Source organism: Catenovulum agarivorans YM01 (genome assembly GCF_000281085.1).
In the GTDB taxonomy this organism is placed as follows: domain Bacteria; phylum Pseudomonadota; class Gammaproteobacteria; order Enterobacterales; family Alteromonadaceae; genus Catenovulum; species Catenovulum agarivorans.
Window position 1 is genome coordinate 162,666 of the sequence record NZ_AJWM01000041.1, and the last position, 19,833, is coordinate 182,498.

General features: G+C 40.6%; 11 protein-coding genes. 4 read left to right on the top strand and 7 right to left on the bottom strand.

Annotation, left to right across the window (positions count from 1 at the left end; translation table 11 throughout):
* Positions 1 to 6: 6 nt before the first annotated feature.
* Positions 7 to 2,181, top strand: a complete 2,175-nt coding sequence (locus WSC_RS0100560; RefSeq protein ID WP_016953964.1) for an alpha-glucuronidase family glycosyl hydrolase — start codon at positions 7 to 9, stop codon at positions 2,179 to 2,181.
* A gap of 132 nt (positions 2,182 to 2,313) precedes the next feature.
* Here the strand turns inward: WSC_RS0100560 and WSC_RS0100565 are convergent, their stop codons facing one another.
* From WSC_RS0100565 to WSC_RS23785, 3 genes are all read right to left on the bottom strand, one after another.
* Positions 2,314 to 6,300 (bottom strand): glycosyl hydrolase, encoded by a 3,987-nt coding sequence (locus tag WSC_RS0100565; RefSeq protein ID WP_016953965.1) that lies wholly within the window; start codon positions 6,298 to 6,300, stop codon positions 2,314 to 2,316.
* 147 nt (positions 6,301 to 6,447) lie between these two features.
* On the bottom strand, positions 6,448 to 7,665 hold the full coding sequence (locus WSC_RS0100570; protein WP_016953966.1) for a cellulase family glycosylhydrolase: 1,218 nt from the start codon (positions 7,663 to 7,665) through the stop codon (positions 6,448 to 6,450).
* 278 nt (positions 7,666 to 7,943) lie between these two features.
* Complete coding sequence (locus WSC_RS23785) at positions 7,944 to 9,725, bottom strand: arylsulfatase (protein WP_016953967.1); 1,782 nt, start codon at positions 9,723 to 9,725, stop codon at positions 7,944 to 7,946.
* A 357-nt stretch (positions 9,726 to 10,082) separates the two neighbouring features.
* On the opposite strand from WSC_RS23785, the gene WSC_RS0100580 reads away from it, so the two are divergent.
* Positions 10,083 to 11,429, top strand: coding sequence for a phosphohexomutase domain-containing protein (locus WSC_RS0100580; RefSeq protein ID WP_016953968.1), 1,347 nt, complete (start codon positions 10,083 to 10,085; stop codon positions 11,427 to 11,429).
* 71 nt (positions 11,430 to 11,500) lie between these two features.
* Positions 11,501 to 12,334 carry a type 2 periplasmic-binding domain-containing protein gene (locus tag WSC_RS0100585; protein ID WP_016953969.1) on the top strand — a complete coding sequence of 278 codons (834 nt, stop codon included), beginning with the start codon at positions 11,501 to 11,503 and terminating at the stop codon, positions 12,332 to 12,334.
* Position 12,335: 1 nt separating this feature from the next.
* On the opposite strand, the gene WSC_RS0100590 is transcribed toward WSC_RS0100585, so the two are convergent.
* From WSC_RS0100590 to WSC_RS0100605, 4 genes are all read right to left on the bottom strand, one after another.
* Complete coding sequence (locus tag WSC_RS0100590; RefSeq protein WP_016953970.1) at positions 12,336 to 13,079, bottom strand: substrate-binding periplasmic protein; 744 nt, start codon at positions 13,077 to 13,079, stop codon at positions 12,336 to 12,338.
* A gap of 113 nt (positions 13,080 to 13,192) precedes the next feature.
* The gene (locus tag WSC_RS0100595; protein ID WP_016953971.1) at positions 13,193 to 15,433 is read right to left on the bottom strand and encodes an alginate lyase family protein; all 2,241 of its coding nucleotides are present in this window, start codon (positions 15,431 to 15,433) and stop codon (positions 13,193 to 13,195) included.
* Positions 15,434 to 15,456: 23 nt separating this feature from the next.
* Positions 15,457 to 16,458 carry a polysaccharide lyase family 7 protein gene (locus WSC_RS0100600; RefSeq protein ID WP_237716250.1) on the bottom strand — a complete coding sequence of 334 codons (1,002 nt, stop codon included), beginning with the start codon at positions 16,456 to 16,458 and terminating at the stop codon, positions 15,457 to 15,459.
* An 89-nt stretch (positions 16,459 to 16,547) separates the two neighbouring features.
* Positions 16,548 to 17,303 (bottom strand): SDR family NAD(P)-dependent oxidoreductase, encoded by a 756-nt coding sequence (locus WSC_RS0100605; protein ID WP_016953973.1) that lies wholly within the window; start codon positions 17,301 to 17,303, stop codon positions 16,548 to 16,550.
* 581 nt (positions 17,304 to 17,884) lie between these two features.
* Here WSC_RS0100605 and WSC_RS25460 point away from each other — a divergent pair.
* Positions 17,885 to 19,711: a polysaccharide lyase family 7 protein gene (locus WSC_RS25460; RefSeq protein WP_016953974.1), complete on the top strand. Its 1,827-nt coding sequence runs from the start codon at positions 17,885 to 17,887 to the stop codon at positions 19,709 to 19,711.
* The last annotated feature ends 122 nt before the right edge of the window (positions 19,712 to 19,833 follow it).

Genomic DNA, 19,833 nt, shown 5'->3' on the forward strand with positions numbered 1-19,833 from the left:
AAAGAGATGAAAAAATTATTTTTTGTTGGATGGTTTTGCATAACAATGTTGTTTAGTGCTTTTGCCAGTGCTTCAAGTATTGTCACTGGTGAAGATGGTTATCGGTTGTGGCTTAAATACGACCAGATTCAAAATAAAGGTATATTGCCAGAATACAACAAACTACTGGCGCAATGGCATGTTGCTGGAAATTCAAAAACTAGCCAGCTAATTCGTGACGAATTGGACTACGCATTAACGGGTATGTTACCAAGCGCTAGTCAAACAGATATGTCTACGGCAAACTTGATCGTCGCAACAGCCAAGGTTGCTCAGCAGTTTTCTGCTGACGTGGCGCAGCAACTTAAATCTGTTGGCGACGAAGGTTATGTCATTCAACAATTTGCATATCAAAACCGACCTGTTGTTTTGGTCGCGGCAAATACGGATATTGGTGCGCTGTATGGCACATTTAATTTACTTAGATTAGTGCAAACAGAACGCAATTTAATTCATGTGAAAATTGCTTCAGCTCCAAAAACAAAAGTTAGGGTATTAAATCATTGGGACAATCCAGATAGACATGTTGAGCGTGGTTATGCTGGCGAATCAATTTGGGATTGGCACAAACTTCCAGAATACAAATATCAAAAATACGTAGATTATGCGCGCGCTAACGCTTCGGTTGGCATTAATGGCACTGTTTTAAACAACGTCAATGCTGATCCTATTATGCTTACTCCAGCATATCTTGAAAAAGTTAAAGCGCTGGCAGATTTGTTTAGACCATATGGTTTAAAGGTTTATCTATCAATTAAATTTAACTCACCCAGCTCTTTGGGTGGTTTAAAAAATTCCGACCCACTTAACCCAGATGTACGAAAGTGGTGGGAGAATAAAGCAGCTGAAATATATCAATTAATTCCTGATTTTGGTGGTTTCTTAGTTAAAGCCAATTCAGAAGGGCAACCTGGTCCTGGCGATTATGGTCGTTCACATGCGCAAGGCGCTAATATGCTGGCTGATGCTTTAAAACCGCATGGTGGCATAGTTATGTGGCGAGCTTTTGTTTATGCCAACGAAAAGAATGAAGAGCGCTCGAAACAAGCCTATTCCGAGTTTAAGCCTTTAGACGGAAAGTTTCGCGATAATGTAATGGTGCAAGTAAAAAATGGCCCGATAGATTTTCAGCCTCGTGAGCCGATTAGTCCTTTATTTGGTGCAACCAAACAGACACCTATGATGATGGAATTTCAGATCACCATGGAGTACTTAGGTTTTAGCACGCATTTTGTTTATTTAGGCCCTATGTATGAAGAAGTACTTAAAACCGATACTTTCGCCAAAGGACCTGGCTCAACGGTTGGTAAAGTTGTTGCGGGTCAAGTACATAAGTATCCGTTAACCGGTATGGCCGGTGTGTCAAATATAGGCTCTGATCGCAATTGGACTGGACACATTATTTTACAATCTAATTGGTATGTATTTGGGCGTATGGCTTGGGACTACCAATTGACCGCTGCAGAAGTTGCTGAAGAATGGACACGTATGACTTTAAGCAACGACACTAAAGTTGTTGAAAAAGTAACGGATATGATGATGTTGTCACATGAAGCAACGGTTAATTATATGACGCCTCTAGGTTTGCATCATATTATGGGGACTGGACATCATTACGGACCAGGTCCTTGGGTTGATAATTTAGGTCGTGCCGACTGGAATCCTGTTTATTATCACAGAGCAACTAACAAGGGTATAGGTTTTAATCGCTCACCATCGGGTGTGAATGCGGTAGAGCAATATTTTTCACCATTGAAAGAGCAATTGTCAGATCCGAAAACAACACCTGAAAAATATTTGTTGTGGTTCCATCACTTACCTTGGGATTATACCTTGCCGTCAACTGGACGAGCTTTGTGGGATGAAATTGTTCACAGGTATTATCTAGGTGTGGAGCAAGTTGAGCAGATAAATACAGAATGGAACAAGTTACAAGGACTGATTGATCCACTGCAATTTAAGCAAGTACAAATGGCAAATGTGATTCATTTAAACGAAGCAATTTGGTGGAGAAATGCGTGTGTATTGTATTTCCAAAGCTTTTCGCAGCGCCCGATTCCAGCTGGCTTGGAAAAACCTCAGGGTACTTTGCAGCAATATAAAGCGCTAGAGTTTCCGTTTGCTCCAGGACAAGGAGAGTAACTTAGATTTTTGTTAGTGCGACCGTGTAGTGCTTCCGAGCACCTTTGAGCCAGCTCAGGCCTGTCTGGCTGGCTCTTTTTTTAACACTAACCTGAACAAATAGGCTCAGATTGAGCCTATCATTCGGTACAACTACTGATTATTCAAGCCATCATATTTGGTTGAATATTCTTTGATGATTTCACACACAGGTTCGTGCAAGTCTAGGTGAATTGTATCACCTTCAACATTGCTGCCCGGTGCGCCAAGTGTAGTGATGGAAAACTCTGCAGAGTTAATGGTGCAGTAGTATTGGAATCCATCGTTATTGGCTGACCAACCGCCTGAGTATTCACCGTAAGGGCCAGAACACCATTGGCATGAACCAACATTACCGTTACCCCATTCAAGGCCAGATAACTGCCAACCCAACATGCCACCAAGAGAATCTTTTAATTCAAATGCTTTGCCATACCAAGTTGCGAATAACTCTGCACGTTTAGCTAAACCTTGTTCAATGGTGCCAGTTTCCGAACCTTTAGGGTTACTTGCTTGGCGAATTTTATTTGCTGGCCAGCTAAACTCACCAATATAAGCTGGTTTGCTTAGTTCGCTGGCAAGTTGCGCAAGTTTGTCGAAGTTTCCTAAAGTTTCTTCGTCGGACATGCTCCACCAAGTTGGGTATAAATGAGCGCTAATGGCATCTATATCTGGGTTGCTGTTTAAGGTTTTTAAGTTGGCATAAGTGTCTGCTGTATCAGCAAAACCAAATGATGACTCCATACCAATTGACACCAATTGTTTTGGTGCAACTTGGCTGATATGCGCAGCAATATCGTCAACCCAAGCTTTAAAGCCATCGAAGTCGCTACCAATACGTGGCTCGTTAGCCAACTCCCACATCATAATGGTTGGGTCTTCGTTGTATTTAACCCCAGTTATTTGATTAGTATGGTTAACTAGGTTAGTGATAAAGGTTTTAAACTGCTCACGACCTGCGACATCTGCATAACCACCATAGCTGCTAATGTTACCGAAGAAGTTCCAGTGATCAGCAAGTGATAAAACTAATTTGATACCACGCTCTTCTGCCAATGCGACATAGTTGTCGAATAACTCGAAGCTACGGTCAACTATAGCTTGTTGTTCAGCTGTGCGTTGTGCTGGATCCATGCTTAATAAGAAGTTGTCGCCAACTTTCATATTAATACACACGCCATCATGGGTTTTGCCATCGTTACAGAACATCCAAGTACGGACAACGTCTAAACCTAAATGCGCTGCACGGTCGAAAAAGTCTTTCGCCATAGCTTCAGGTTTGTACATTAAGTAGTATTGGTTTGAACCATTAAAGTAGAATGGTTTGTTGCCTAATACAAATTGAGAGCCTGCGGTTTCAACAAATTGTGGACCCGTGGTTTCACCAACAGTTACCCGTACGTTTTGGCGAATGCTAGTGCCGGTTAAACTTAGGTTAAGTCGATAAACACCATCACCTTGGTTAGCAATGATTAATGGGCTTTCACCTGTATAAGTAACAGCATCAGCTCCATTAAGTGAGTAGGTTAAATCTGAAGTACCAAATTTACTAAAATCGACTACCACATCAGAGCCTGTTGCTAATTGTGATAGGTTGGCAGGGCTGTTAATTTGCAAGCCGCCAAGTAGGTCAATTTGTAAACTGTGTACTGCCATATAACCCCAGTCATTGCCCTGTGTAAGAATACCAGCTTGGTGAGTGCCAGCATCTAACTGCACAACTTGGCTAATGCTTGTTGGGGTTTCTGAATCGAGCGTCTGTGAAGTGCTGCTTCCACCCATAACCACAGTATTTTGTTTAGAGCCATCTGGTGTACTGTATGTAATGGTAATGCGGTATTCGCCCGGCACTTGTACATCAAAGTTCCATAATACTTCAGAGCCAACTTCGGTTAGGTAAGCTGAATCCGTGCGTAGTTCAACACCTTCAGTAGTTGTTGCTTGTTCAAAACCATAAGTTTGAGATTGAACTGGCTCTACCACAATTGGTGGATCTGTCGGCTCATAACCCTCGCCATACAAGTCACCCATAGTATTACCGAAAATACTGATTGAGCTGTTGTAGAAATTGATAAAGTCATTTGCTTCCACTGAACCATCATTTTCAAACGGCACCACATATTGGTCGTCACGGTTAATTGGGTTGCGCCATACAAGTAGATATGAAATACCTAAAGTTTCAGGGTAGTTTTCAAATACTGGCATTAAATGGTCAGTAAACCATTCAGGTTGATCTTTTAATCGACCTGTTTCAGATAACGCGGCTGGTTTGCCTTCTTGTTTAGCAAATGCCACTATGTCACGCAAAGTTTGTGCAAAACGTTCTGAATCGCCACCTGCACTATAAGGTTGCTCTAATTGCCAGTAGTTATCTTGTGCGATAATGTCAACGTAATCGCTACCTGGATACATAGGTTTGTAGTGATTTTCAACTCCCATGCCATCCCAGTTCCATAACCAGTCTGAGCAAAATGCGTAGATCAGGTTATTTACTTCCATCTCGTCACGCAAATAAGTCACAGTGAATTGGAACAATTGTTTAAACGCATCTAAAGTCGCTTGGTCTGCGTTGCCTGGTTCACCATTTGGTGCACCGTATGCGCCAATACCCCACCAGAAGAAATTACCACTGCCTTCATGCCAAGGGCGGAAAATCACTGGAATCGTCGTGCCATCAGCTGCTTTTAAGTTTTTAAAGTAGTCGCCAATTAAGGTTAAACGTTGTTTAAATACTTCATGTAATGAACCGCCTGGCAATACATCGTATAAAGTTGTACCTGATGTATCCCAACTTGTCCCAGCAACACTACCAGGACTTTTTAAGTGTTCAGTTGCAAAGTTTGGTGCATGCCAGCTTACTGTTACTATGCCACCGCGCTCGTATGCTTCAATCATATTGCGGCGGTAAGTGCCCCAAGGTACACCGTCTATATTGGTATCTGTACCTATGCCATCAATATCAAAACCATAAACCGCTGGCATTGTGCCGGTTACATCTTCAACGTCTGATGCGATAGGGCGGTGAACAACTAGTGGATCATCATGTAACCAAGATGACCATTTTGTGCCATTTTCATCACGGCCATATGAAGTGGTATCTTGTTGACCGAATAGGAATCTATCGTCAGGGATATTTAACAAGCTAGTGTATAAAGCTTTAGTTTCAGCTGTTGCATTGGCTGTAACTAAGTCGCCTTGTTCAACTTGGGCTGGTGGGTTGTCTGGTTCTTCAACAGTATCTGTTTGGCTAAAACTAGTTGAGAGAATTTCGATAAAACCCCAGTTGCCATTGCCACCATCTACACCAATAGTATGCAAACCCGCAGTTAGGGTAACTGCACCGAATAAAATATTGTCGCTGCTGCTTGAGCTAGTGGTAATATTGCTTGATTGGCCGTCAACATAAATAGTATTCGACTTTTGTCCGTGAGGGGAGGCGATATTAAAAAATACTTCTCCATGCACTTCGGCTGATACATTTACTTGCCATTCAATGCGGCCATTATTCAGTTGGCCAACACCGTTAACAAGCTCTGCGCCGTTTGTATAGTTTGCGTCTGCTGGGTCTAACACTAGGTCGCTACTGGTATTTGTGTACTCAATTACGACACCTTGCTGTGGCGGCGCTTGGTCAACAATACAGCTTTGGTTGTTTTCCCAGCCCCAGCCATCGCCATCTGGATCTGAATCTGCAGATGCACAAGTTGGATGTTCAGTTTCTTCTTCTGGTTGTTCAACAACAATACAGCTCTGGTTGTTTTCCCAGCCCCAGCCATCACCGTCTGGATCTGAATCCGCCGAGCTACATTCAGGTGCTGGGCTAGGGGTTGGCGTTGGCGTGGGAGTTGGCGTTGGTGTGGCTGTGCTATCACAATCCGCGATAAACTCCCAAGGTCCCCATTGTTCGTTTTTGTCTGGTGCTTGCCCTTGGATCCACCACTTAGCTTTAAACTCTGAATTTTGGTAGACGATCAATTCGCCACCTTGGTATTGAGTTTCAGCTGAATAGCTAGGTGATTCACAAGCTGCTAGCGCATTTGTGCCGTAAGCACTTAGCGCAGCTAGGCAGCTAATCACTAGTTTTTGCCTTTTAAATTTCATTATTAGATTTCTCCATTTTTTGTGTTGTGTGCCTTATTAGGCGTAATTTAGGCGCAACAATCTCTGCACAGTTAAATGCATAAAATTGAATTGCCTAGATTAAATGGGCTCGAGATGAGCCCAAAAAGTGTGTGATTTCGTTAGATATTAGCTGTCAGCAGATGAACCGCGAACGACGCAAGATGAGCTGTTTTCCCAACCCCAGCCGTCACCGTCTGGATCAACAGAGCTAGAGCTGCAATATGGGTAGCCATTGTTGGCGTGTGTGGCTTGATTATTTGAAGAAGATGTATCAACTATGCAGCTTTGGTTATTTTCCCAACCCCAGCCATCGCCGTCAGGATCTGCTGCCGATGAAGAACAAGTTGGGTAACCACCATTTCCGCCACCTGTAGAACCTGTATAAATTGACGCTAGTGTACTTGTGCTACTAATGCCATTGCTACCGTGAATTAAAGTATTACCCCAGCTAGATAAACTAGAGTTATTCCAGTTGTTAACTATATCTAAGTCAGCTGTTGAAGCGTCGTTACCTGACCACGACCAACCTAAATAGCCCATTTGATATGCTTGTGCGCGTTCCATAATGGCTGCTTCATCTACATTTGAGCCTTTATGAGTTGAAGCAAATTCGCCTATAACTAAGGGTAAATTGGCGCTGTCAAAAGCGGCCATATAATTGTTTACAGCGCTGTACGAGCCATATACTTCGTACATATGTACACTAAAAACGATATTTTGTTGTGGATCGGCATTAAACACGCTTGATGCATTGTCACGCATAATATTTTGCCAATCTTGACCCCAGTTTGGCGCGTCAACCATAAGCGTGTGGGTAAAACCTGCATTGCGTAAGCGGCTAATGGCAGTGTTGTGCTCGTTAACCCACTGCGACGCGCTAACATTGTTGCCAAATGGTTCATTGCCAATATTGATGATCACATAGTCTTCTTGACCGATTAGCTGATCTTTGATGGCAATCCAATAATCTACAGCGCTTGCAAGTGTACTAGCGGCACTGTCTTCACCATAACCTGTGGTGTCGTGTACTTCTAACACAGCGATAAGATTGTTGTCTTTAGCTTGTTGAATAATGTTGGCTACTTCGCTTGCAGAGTTATACGTCCATCTGTGCCCATTACTTAAAACCACTCTAACTGTGTTGGCGTTATACGAAGCTATTCCTTGCAACGAATTGGTTAATTGGCTTTTGTACCAAGTGTGCGCGTGGTTAACGCCGCGCATTACAAATTGACTGCCATTGCCTTCGTACAAGTTACCGTTTTGTACATAAAAACCAGCAAGTGCTTGTGACGCTGAAGTTAATCCTAGTGCTATCGCCAAACCTAAAGCTTTAACTTTCATTTTAATCCCCTAATTGTTAAATGTGAGTGTGTAGGTGTTAATGCTTATTTAATGTAACCGGTATATTTTTAAAGATCAAAATGTAAATTCATTGTAACTAAATTTACATTTTTGTTTTGTTTTATGACTGGCGTTTTTTAGTTAATTATAGATAAAACAGTGGCTTGAATGGTTGTGCATGCTAAGTCAAAGGATAGGTTTTTAGTGTAACTTGTTTGCAATTTATCCTTGAGTATATAAATTGGCCTGCAAAATGTAACAGGCCATAAAGAGATAAATTAAAGAATTTGAGTTATCTCGATAGCTTTAATTGCAAGTGGCGCTTTTGGTGATTTTTTAAACTGAATTAATAATTTGTCTGTTGTTGGTGGCAACTCAAATTCACAAGGTTCAGAATAGCCCCAGCTTTGTTCTACCGCTTCGTCGGTATAATACAAACGCTGGCCTAGCTGAACGTCGGGCTTGGTTGCTGCAAGGGTTTTAACTAAACAGTTTTGGTGGTGAATTCTCAGTTGAATACTATTCTCCTCAACCTGGTTTTCGCTGTTGTAGCGCAAACGCATTTGATAACGTCCTGCGGCAACAACCTTGAGCGGAAAATCGATAATGGCGTGCTGTGGCTCTGTTACATCAATCCAGTCATGTGCCCAGCCAGCTTTGTTTGCGTAGTCTATTCCCAAACCTGATATATGGCCTTCATGTGCTGCAAGTTCGACTGTGTTATGGTTTGCATGGCCAATATGTGTCGGTATTTCTGCTAGATCACGACTGGCTTCCAGGTACCAATCCATATAGGCACTGCGCATTTTATCCAGTTGGTTTTTATGAGTTGCTGCTACATCTAAGCTTTGGCTTTTGTTATCTGCAATATTAAATAAACGCCATGTTTGATCTGTTTCAAATACAGCAAACCATGGGTAGTACAGGACAGATGCAGGGTTAGGAAGAATGGCTTGCTGGTTACGCCTTTGAGTGTTTCTAAAATGGTGGGTGTATAACAATCTAGGGACTATTTCAGCTGTAGGTTTTAGCATGTCACCGGCCATTGAAATGCCATCAAAATCAATCTTTTCAGTTGGCTGCAGTGACATTAAATCTAATAAAGTTGGCACTAAATCTATGTGTTGAATAGGTTGAATAACTTTAGTTTTGCCGGCAAGTTTAGCCGGATATTGAATGTGCAAAGGTGACAGAATACCACCTAAATCAACTTTGCCTTTGTGGCCTTTTAAATTGCCATTAAAACGCTTGTTGCCATGCGGAAAAGCAGGGCCATTATCCGACATAAATACCACTATAGTATTGTCTATCAGATTGAGCTGTTTGAGTGTTGTTAGCACTTTACCGACATTGTCATCAATATTTTCGACCATGCCATAAATCGATGCATCTAAGTCAGACAAACCTTGTTGTTTATATTTAGCAAATAGTTGTTGCGGTAATTCAAACGGACTATGTGGGGTGTTAATGGGTAAAAAGGCAAAAAACGGCTGGTGTTGATTTTGTTTAATAAAATCTATCGCATAGTCGCTGGTCACATCGGCAATATAGCCGTTAGTTTTGATCTTGTTTTGATTGTGTTCTAACACAGGATCAAAATACAAAGTTTGGTGGCCATCGGAAAAACCAACAAATTGCTCAAATCCTTGACCGTTGGCGTTGTGAGGGTAGTGAGCGCCATTGTGCCATTTACCAAAAGCGCCTGTTGCATAACCCAGTTGTTTTAGGATTTCAGCTAGGGTTACTTCACTAGTACGCATTTTGTCGCCACCTCGGGTTACACTATACACACCGGTTTTTAATGCGTGACGACCGGTTAACAAAGCGGCTCGCGAAGGTGAACAAACAGGGCTGACTAAAAAGGTGTCAAACTGAGCGCCATTGTTAGCAATGCTATCAATATTTGGTGTTTGTACTTGTTTGTTGCCGTTTAAACTTATGTCTCCCCAGCCTAGATCATCGGCCATGATAACTACTAGATTCGGTTTGTTTTGTGCAAAACAATCGACTGTATGTGCTGACAAACACAAAGATAAAATAATTAAAACTTTATAAAACATAAATAGTTACACCTTTAGCATAGTTGATTTTAACTAAAACCGGTTACATAAATTGCTATTTTAAGCTAGTGGAATAACCAATAAGATAAGCTTGTTAGTGATGAATATAAATTTTTTGTTTTTTAAAATTTTATTTTTGACATGTTTTTTGCTCGGTTATTAACTGATTTAATTTCTTTGAAATCTATTTAGATTGTTGTTTTTAAATGCTTTATGTTTGTTGTTGTCTGGTTTTATAGTATTTGCTTTATTTTGTGGTTTGCTGCGGGTGGCTGATTCATTGAAAAAAATAATTTGCTAAATAAAATGTATTCGGTTACATTTTGTTGGTGTTTGGAATTTATTCTGAGGTTTTGGGTGACACAACTAACTTGTTTTAAGGCATACGATGTTAGAGGAAAAGTACCGTCTGAGTTAAACGCAGATATTGCTTTTAATATTGGTCGTGCATTGGTAGATGAACTGAATGCCAAACATATAGTGGTTGGCCATGATATTCGTTTAACAGGGCCAGAGTTATCAGATGCGTTAATGCAAGGCATAAAACAGCAGGGTTGTGATGTTACTTTTATTGGCACTTGTGGCACAGAAGAAATTTATTTTGCCGCACAGTCTGGCAGTTTTGATGCGGGTGTTTGTGTAACAGCGAGCCATAACCCACAAGATTATAACGGCATGAAGTTTGTTTCAGCTGGTGCTAAGCCATTGGATTCTATTCAATTAAATGCTATTCGAAGTAAAGTTGAAACGACAGACTTTAATGCAGTAAACAAAACGGGTAATACTTATTCGGCTGATTTTAAACCCGCTTATAAAGCTCACTTATTATCTTACATCCAACTAAACAAATTGAAGCCGCTCAAGTTGGTGGTTAACGCAGGTAACGGTGGGGCAGGTGCAATTGTTGACTTATTAGAAGATGCCTTGCCGTTTGAAATTATCAAAATAAACCATCAAGCAGATGGTACTTTCCCAAATGGAGTACCTAATCCTTTGTTGCCGGAAAATCGCTTAAGCACTGCACAAGCTGTGGTTGAACACCAAGCCGATTTAGGCATTGCTTGGGATGGTGATTTTGACCGTTGTTTTGTTTTTGATGAAACCGGTAACTTTGTTGAGGGCTACTATATTGTTGGTTTGTTGGCTGCGGCAATGTTGGAAAAATCACCCGGTGAAACAGTCGTATTTGATCCGCGTTTATGCTGGAACACGCAACAAATTATTGCGGATCATCAGGGCAAAGGCCAAGTGAGCAAAACTGGCCATGCTTTTATCAAAGCGACTATGCGTGAAGTGAACGCAATTTACGGCGGTGAGATGAGCGCACATCATTATTTTCGTGATTTTGCTTATTGTGACAACGGCAATATTCCTTGGTTACTCATTTGCCAATTGCTCAGTGAAAAAGGTGTTGCTTTGTCTGAACTGGTTCACCGCCAACAACAAGCATATCCATGTAGCGGCGAAATTAACTTCACGGTTGCAGATTCAGCCAGCGTCATCGCCAAGCTGAAAAATACCTTTGCGGAGCAAGCTGTGTCGGTTGAAGAAATCGACGGTTTAAGTCTGTCATTTACTAACTGGCGCTTTAATATTCGGGCATCCAATACAGAACCTTTATTACGACTCAATGTTGAAAGCAAGGGCGATTTTGAATTGATGCAACAAAAAACTCAGTTATTAAGTGATTTGATCAAAGCTTAGTGGTTGCTAAGCAAAAATTTGTTCGTGTGTTTCGACAAGGATGTCGTAATGTAAATATGAGGTCGGTCTATATGAAATATTTATTTATTACCTTACTGTTAGTTTGTGCAAGTGTATGTGCTCAGGAAATTAAATACACCCAAATCAAGGATGATAAAAGCCGTTACTTTGTAGAACTAATTGAGCTGGCGCTTGATAAGGCACAGGCTTCTAGCCAGTTTAAATTAAACGAATCAAACAAGAGTTTTAATCAGCAACAACAAGTTGAGCGTTTAAATTCAGGAGAGCTGTCGATAATGTGGGCCGGTACTCAACCTGAATATGAAAGCAACTTGCTGCCTATTCGTATTCCTTTGATGAAAGGTTTGCAAGGGCATAGATTATTTTTAATTCACGCCGATCAACAAGTTGAGTTTAACCAAGTTCATTCTATAAATGATTTACGCAAATTGCGCGCAGGCCAAGGACGTTTTTGGGGCGATACCAATATATTAAAACATTCAGGTATGCCAGTGGTAACACCGGTTAAAAAAGAAAGTTTGTTTTATATGTTAGACGGTGGCCGTTTTGATTATTTACCTTTAGGTGTACACGAACCTTGGGATGAAGTGCATCGTCGTGACGGTTTATCTTTGGCGGTGGAGCAAAATATTCTATTAATTTATCCAATGCCTATGTACTTTTTTGTCGCGAAAGATAACTCAGCTTTGCGTGATTTAATCGAACAAGGGTTAGAAACAGCGATAGCCGATGGCAGTTTTGATCAGCTTTTTTATAACGCGCCACATGTCAAAAATGCTTTAGATAAAGCTAATTTAGCGGCCAGAACTGTTATTCGTATTCCTAACCCTAATTTACATCGAGCCACCCCGCTGGATAGGCCTGAATTATGGTTGCAGTTGTAAATTAATTATCTTGGTGATTTGCATGCGGGATTTGATCTTGGCTGGATAAACAATATTTAGCCATTATCTTTTCAATGTTTCCTTGCTGTTTTAATTGCAGAAGCGTTGACGATAACGATTGTTGAAAAAAACTTAGAGGTGATTTTTTTGATATGGCAATAAATAAATCTTGGCGCTTGGTAAAGGAAAATTCGGCTACATCTAGCAGCTCACTGTATTCAACTTGGTTGATGCGTTGACGAATACTTAAATCTCGCGCTAAAAAAGTGTCTATACGTCCTGCGCGCAATAATGCAATTAATTGCTCATGATCAACAACTGGAACTTTAGCTAAGCGTGGGTCATTATCAAAAGGTTGAAAATATACCGCACCGCGTAATACCCCGATCTTTTTATCAACTAAATCTTCGTATTTATTAATTTCTGCAGGGCGATTTTTATTTAAATAAAATTTAACAGGGGTAATTAAACTTGAATAAGGCTGAGCTAAATAACTAAAAAACTGCGCGCGCTGCTCAGTATAGTTTATGCCCACCATCATGTCAGCTTGGCCTGTTTGAGTTTGATACAAACAGCGAGCAAAAGGACAATAAACAAATTCCACTTCAAGATTGAGCGACTCAGCCAATAGTTTAGCGACTTCAACATTGCTGCCGTGAAAAGAGCCATCAACCAACTGATAAACCAATGGCGGTTCAATATGAGTTGCAACGACAATCTTAGATAATTGCGATTGGCTGTGCACAAAAGGTGCACACAGCCAGCTTAATACAATCCAAACAAAACAAGGAGTGGTTTCATCTACACCTCGAAAAATCTTGTGTTAACTACAACTCCCTCTATATATGGATTGGCTATCTACTGATAATAATAAGGCCCAGTCCAGCTATAAATTTGTTTGTCGATAGTCACTTTATGTTTAGCTGAAGGCGCAACAAGCTTGTTCGCGACAATAAATAATTGATGATTACCCGCGATATCAACAATGCGCACAGCGGTATAATTCTCATCGTCATAAACAAGTTTTAATTCAGCAATATTACTATTGGAATTCAGTGACAACTCAGTCACTGGACTATAACTACCATGCGACTCAATGACAGATACAAAACTGGTATTCGCAACATCATTGCGGCGCAACATAATTCCAGCTTCACGACGTAAATTGAAATTAGGATCATTTGCACCAATTCGAGTTAACAATACTTGGTCACTGTCGTTAGTGACGGCTGTTAAGGTGTGATACTTTGTTTTACCTAACCAAGAAAATTGCGTATTGCCTGAAACTGCCTTGCCTGTACCTTCAACCCATAAGTGTTGATAGCCATTTTTGTCGCCTAAAGGTTGCAAGCTTACCGGAGATTGATAACTAAAATTCGTGCTAATCACTTGACCCAAATAATAAAAGGGTAAATCGTACTGATTTTTGCTCGCTGATTTAACTTTAAAAATGTCTAACAAAAACGCTTGTTCAAAATGTTTATTTTTAATCAAGGCCATAGTGCGACGCATTTTTGTACCTGGGTAGGCATTACTTTCAGTTGCGCTTATCACTTGCACATTAGGGTTATCAATATCATAAAACGCTAAATTTGAATGATGTTGGCTTGCGACTGCATATTTACCACCAAAATGCATCTGTTCATTTTGTGAAAGGGTATTGTGTGCAATCGTGGTTTTTGCCCAAGTTTTGTTTTCAGGTAAATAGTTTCCACCACCTTTTTGTCCAATATTTACAAAACGTGCAAGGCCATAATCTTGCAAGACTTCATTGCCTTGTTGGTAAAACGAATAAGACAATTTATCGTAGTGACCGTGGCTTAAACCTTGTGCAGCATATTTAAAAACTAATGACAGCTCTTCATTGCCATAACGTAAAATTCCCACACCACCTTGTGAACCATCATGTCCATCACTCAATAGGATAGACTGCTTTTTAAAAGGTTGAGTTTTGCCTTGTTCAATTGCCAACGCAACGTCTAAACCAGACTGGTCGAGCAATACTTGATTCTGCTTTTGCGCAATACTGAGCAACTGTGGATTTTTATCGCCATAATGATAAGCAATGTTCACCGCGGTTACTAACGAAGCGGTATAATACGACATACCCTTTTGCCCATCGTTTAACGGAAAAAAGTTACCGTCAGCATCGGTTAAATTCAGTAGTGCATCAACGCCTTTCAGCAACACATTATTCTTGTGTTGCAATACTTTTAAATCAGGGCGGGTATTTTCCATTGCTAATGCAAATATTAGGAAAGGATACATAGCGTATCTTTGATAATACGGGCCTTCTGTATAATAACCATCAGGAGAGAAAGGGTCTTCTAAATTCGCTAAAAAGCCTTTTTTCTGATCTGCAACTTTGATAGTGCCACCATCGTTGTCAACCCCACCAACTGGTAACCCATCATCCTCGATACCATATAAAGCTCTATCGATAAGTGCTTGATCATTCATCACCAAACCTATCATACCAACAGCAGCGTTACCCCAAGTGCTATGGTTGTGAATTCGATTATAAAATGCTGGGTTGTCTAACGAAATATAATCAGCAAAAGGGCGAAATAAATTATTTTCTAACTTTGAACGCTGTTCTGCGGTCAGAAAATGGTAAATCGTATCGTAGGCTTGGCTCATATAAACCAACCAGTTACTGTCGTTTAAACATTGCCAAAATAACTTGCCAGGCGCATACGAACGTTTTTGTGGATGAATTGGTAAGTGTTTGTACATGGCTTCGTATTGCAACAACATGTCACGTACATATATAGCGTATTTGTCATCTTGCAATATTTGGTAGAGTACACCAGCTTTTTGCGCAATGATAAAATTTTGTTTGTGGCGGTAGTGGGTATAACCACCAGAAAAATCTTTAGGTTGTGGTGTGGCTATGCCAAGCGCTATTTCTTCGTCAACTTGTTGTTTTACTTTTTCTAAGCTTGCATCAAATAACGGAGCTTTACCCAAATTTTTCTGGATTTTTTCAACACCCGTTTTAGTTAATATCAGCTTTGGATGTTCATTGGCTTTCGCTACATGCGCTGTTGTTAACACAAACACAGATAAAATTAGCGTACTAATATGTTTAAATTTCATTGTATTTCCTCTATTAGTGCGTTTTATTCGCTAAAACTGTAACCGTCATGGCTATTTTCAATTCGGTAAAATGTCGCTTGAACGTAATCAGCTTCGTCTGACGTGTTATTTTGGTTATATACGCCAGCTTTAAAGTACATATACTGACCACCTTGGTCGTAACCACTGTTAGACATATCCAACACAGAAGTCACATCCGGTTTACCTACTCTACTAATCACAACCTTCAACTGATGACCATTTACTTCAATTTGATATTCAAACTTTTCATTCAGCGCTATACCATCTGTTGGATTTGCCGCTGAGTCTGCGCGCGAGCCTATCATTTCTACGTAACTGTCATCACCACCTAATTTTTCATGCGCAAAATAAATACTGCCTTTGCTGTTTTTCGGTAACTTGCGGTAATACAGTCGAATAGGTTCGTCATCATTTGCGTGTATTTGTCCGATAATAACTCGGCCAATTTGGTAGTTATCACCTGTGGTGGTTACATGGTTAACTGCTAGTTCAGCTGTTAATCGACCATCAATCCCACCGGCTGCTTGTCTGTCAGCTAAGGGGGCGGTTGAAAACACCCAGTTGTTTTTGTTCACACCCTGAGTACTTATGCTGGTATTGTCGCGGCGTAACATCTCGCGTAGTTCAGAGCGCACGTATTTGGTATTGGTTGAAGTTCTAAAACCATAACTTGGGCTTTTAAAAACTATTCCGCCGTCAGTCGCTGCATAGAAAAAGTTGCTATCAACATAACCGGAAATTAGATTTTTTGTGCTGATCGAATCAGCTCTACCATTGCCATCTGTATCTGTTGGCACACTTAAATACCAATCAGCTAATTCGATGGAAAGTTCACTCGGCGAAACGCCTTCTGCAAGAATAGGTGGTTCACCTTCTGGCTCTGGGGTAGATGGGGTATTTGAATCTGGTGGAGTAGTGGGGGAGGTATCTGCTTGAGTATTTTGTGAACTACCACATGCCGACATTAACATTACACAGAACACGATTAATAGAGTTTTAGTCACAGCCAACTCCTTCCCCGACTATGGGGCGAATTAAACGCCGAAGATACAAAAAGTGGACAGCTGTATCTTCGGCAAATATAAGCTTGAGATTAGATACCTAAAGCTTGACCACCACCGATTTGAATTGTTTCAGCAGTAATAAATGACGCATCTTTGCTAACTAAGAAAGATACAACTGAAGCAACTTCTTCAGGTTGGCCTAAACGACCTAACATAATGCTGTCTTTCCATGATGCAAATACTTCAGGCTTAGTTGCTTTGATTTGCGCGTGGAAAGGCGTGTCGATAGTGCCAGGAGATACAGCGTTTACACGGATACCCGCTGGAGCTAATTCTTTGGCTAATGCACGAGTTAAAGTATGCACTGCACCTTTAGATACAGCGTAAATGCCTGCACCTGGGCCACCAGCATTCCAACCAGCGTTTGACGTATAGTTAATAATTGAACCGCCAGTTGTTTTCTTCAAGAAAGGAATAGCTGCTCTTGAAACAAAGAAAGCACTATCTAAGTTAAGCGCCATAACAAAACGATAAAAATCAGTTGTCATGCTCTCAACTGGGCTACGGCCACCTAAACCACCAGCGTTGTTTACAACAACATCGATTTGGCCATATTTTTCGCCAATCGCAGTTACATTCTGGCTAACAGCTTCATCATTAGTTACATCAAAACCATAATACTCAGCTTCAATGCCTAAGCCTTTAAGCTCTTCAACACGAGCAGCACCTTGCTCATCTTCAATACCATTAAGTACAACAGTGTATCCATCTTGGCCGAGACGCTTTGCTACTTCAAAACCAATACCACCGGTTGCACCAGTCACTAAAGCTATTTTTTTAGACATATTAAATTACTCTCTATTATTTTTTAAACGGTCTATCAAAGTCTGCGCCCCGAATGGACTTAAGGTGATAATTCAGCTATGCCATGCAAAAACGCATTACAAAAAAGCTAACACCAATGTAAGACAATTGATTCTTACAAAGAATACCAAGTATTACATTTTTGTCTACCATTTTATTTACATGATTATGATGAAAATGCCACCTCTTTTTTTCAATAGCTAACACACCAAGACAAATTTAAGGACACCGATATCTCATAAGTATTTGTATATTAATGGTTTTAAAGTTAATTGTTGCTAACTTAAAAGCTCGAATTTCTATAAAAGCGACAATTTCTACTTACTGTGAACAAATAAATTTATTCTAATTTATCTCATGACTTTCGAACTGATCGACTTAATTTTGGCACATTTGGCATACAGAGCAAACAAAATTGTCTTTCAAATTATGCGATAAATTGTTGATAGGGTGTTTTTAATGTGTAAATATTGTAAATCAATGTATTAAACAATGTATGCCACAAAACAAACATTGTAGTTGTATTGGTAAAACACACAAAACTAACAAAGGAAATATCTAAATGAAAACACACACAAGTAAATATTTGGCTTACTGCATAGCTGGCGTTTTAGCGAGCGCCGCGGCAGGCATTTCGCAAGCTAGTTCAGTAAATATTGCTAACCCAGGGTTTGAATCAAATTGGGATGGTTGGAACGACACAGATCCTTCAGCTATTTCAAGCGATGCATATTCAGGTAATAGCTCTGCAAAATTTACTGGCAGTGGTGCCAAAGTCGAACAAACGGTTAGTGTAAGTGCAAACACTCAATATCGTTTAACTGCCTATATTAAAGGCTCAGGTAAAATTGGTGCCGTTGTCAATGGCACTAGCTACAGCCAAACTGGCGGTGGTAGTAATTTTGAGCAGGTTACAGTCGAGTTTAATTCAGCAAGCTCTACGTCAATAAGCATATTTGCCGAATACAGCGGTGGAGAAGGGCGCTTTGATGATTTTTATTTAGAAAGCATTTCGTCTCCAACACCCACGCCCACTCCAACACCCACAAGCGTTAATTGTAGTGGTACCACAGATTTGAGCATAGCTAACGCGACCGATGATGGCACAAATGATGGACATGGCCCACTCAATACCATAGATAGCGATTTAGCTGATGAGTCACGTTGGTCATCAAATGGGTCAGGCAAATCGATTGTTTATGATTTAGGTGGTTTAGTCAAAGTCAAAGACTTACAAGTTGTTTGGTATAAAGGTAATTCTCGTAGTTCATATTTTGATGTTGATACTTCTAGCAACAATGCTGACTGGACTTCTGTTTTGGTCGGTGGTCAATCGAGCGGCTCAAGCTCAAGTTACGAAACGGCTGATGTGACGGATTCTGACGCTCGCTACGTGCGCATTACGGGTTATGGTAACTCATCTAATTCGTGGAATAGTATTATTGAAACTAAAGTACGTGGCTGTACTGACGGTTCAGTTACTCCGACCCCCACCCCGACTCCAACTCCAACGCCAACACCAACTCCATCCGGTGATTTAGATCCGAGTTTGCCACCTTCAGGTAATTTTGATCTACTCGATTGGACTTTAGGTGTACCAGTTGACGACAATAACGATGGTAAGTCTGACACCATTAAAGAAAATGAACTTGCAAACGGCTACGAACACAACCAATGGTTTTACACAGCAACCGACGGTGGTATGGTGTTTAAAGCGCCAATTGATGGGCCTAAAACGTCAACCAATACAAGTTATACACGTTCAGAGTTACGTGAAATGTTACGTAGAGGCGACACCAGTATTAGCACTCAAGGCGTAAATAAAAATAACTGGGTATTCTCAACATATTCATCGTCAGACAAAAGTGCTGCTGGTGGTATAGATGGTGAATTAACGGCTGAATTAAAAGTTGACTACGTAACGACGACAGGTAGCAGTAGCCAAGTAGGCCGCGTGATTATCGGACAAATTCACGCAACAGATGATGAACCTGCGCGTTTGTATTACCGTTTATTACCTGGCCACACTAAAGGCTCAATTTATTTGGCGCATGAACCGGGCAATGGTAATAGTGAACAGTGGTACAACATGATAGGTGATCGCTCAAGCTCAGCCTCAGAACCTTCTGATGGTATAGAGTTAGGCGAGCGATTCGGATACTCAATAAATGTTACAGGTAACACATTAACAGTCACTATCTACCGAGACAACAAACCTGATGTGGTACAAACTGTCGATATGAGCAATAGTGGTTACCATAACGGTTCAAATCAATATATGTATTTTAAAGCTGGTGTATATAACCAAAACAATACAGGTGATGGTAACGATTATGTACAAGCGACTTTTTATAGCTTAAGCAATACACATGATGGTTATAGCTATTAGTTGTTAAATTTAATACAAGTATAAATACTAAGTTCAAATGAAGGCCGCTACCTTTTAGGTAGCGGCCTTTTTGTTTGCCCAGCGAAGCTGGCAAACCCGTCAGATTGAAAGAAATCTGAATC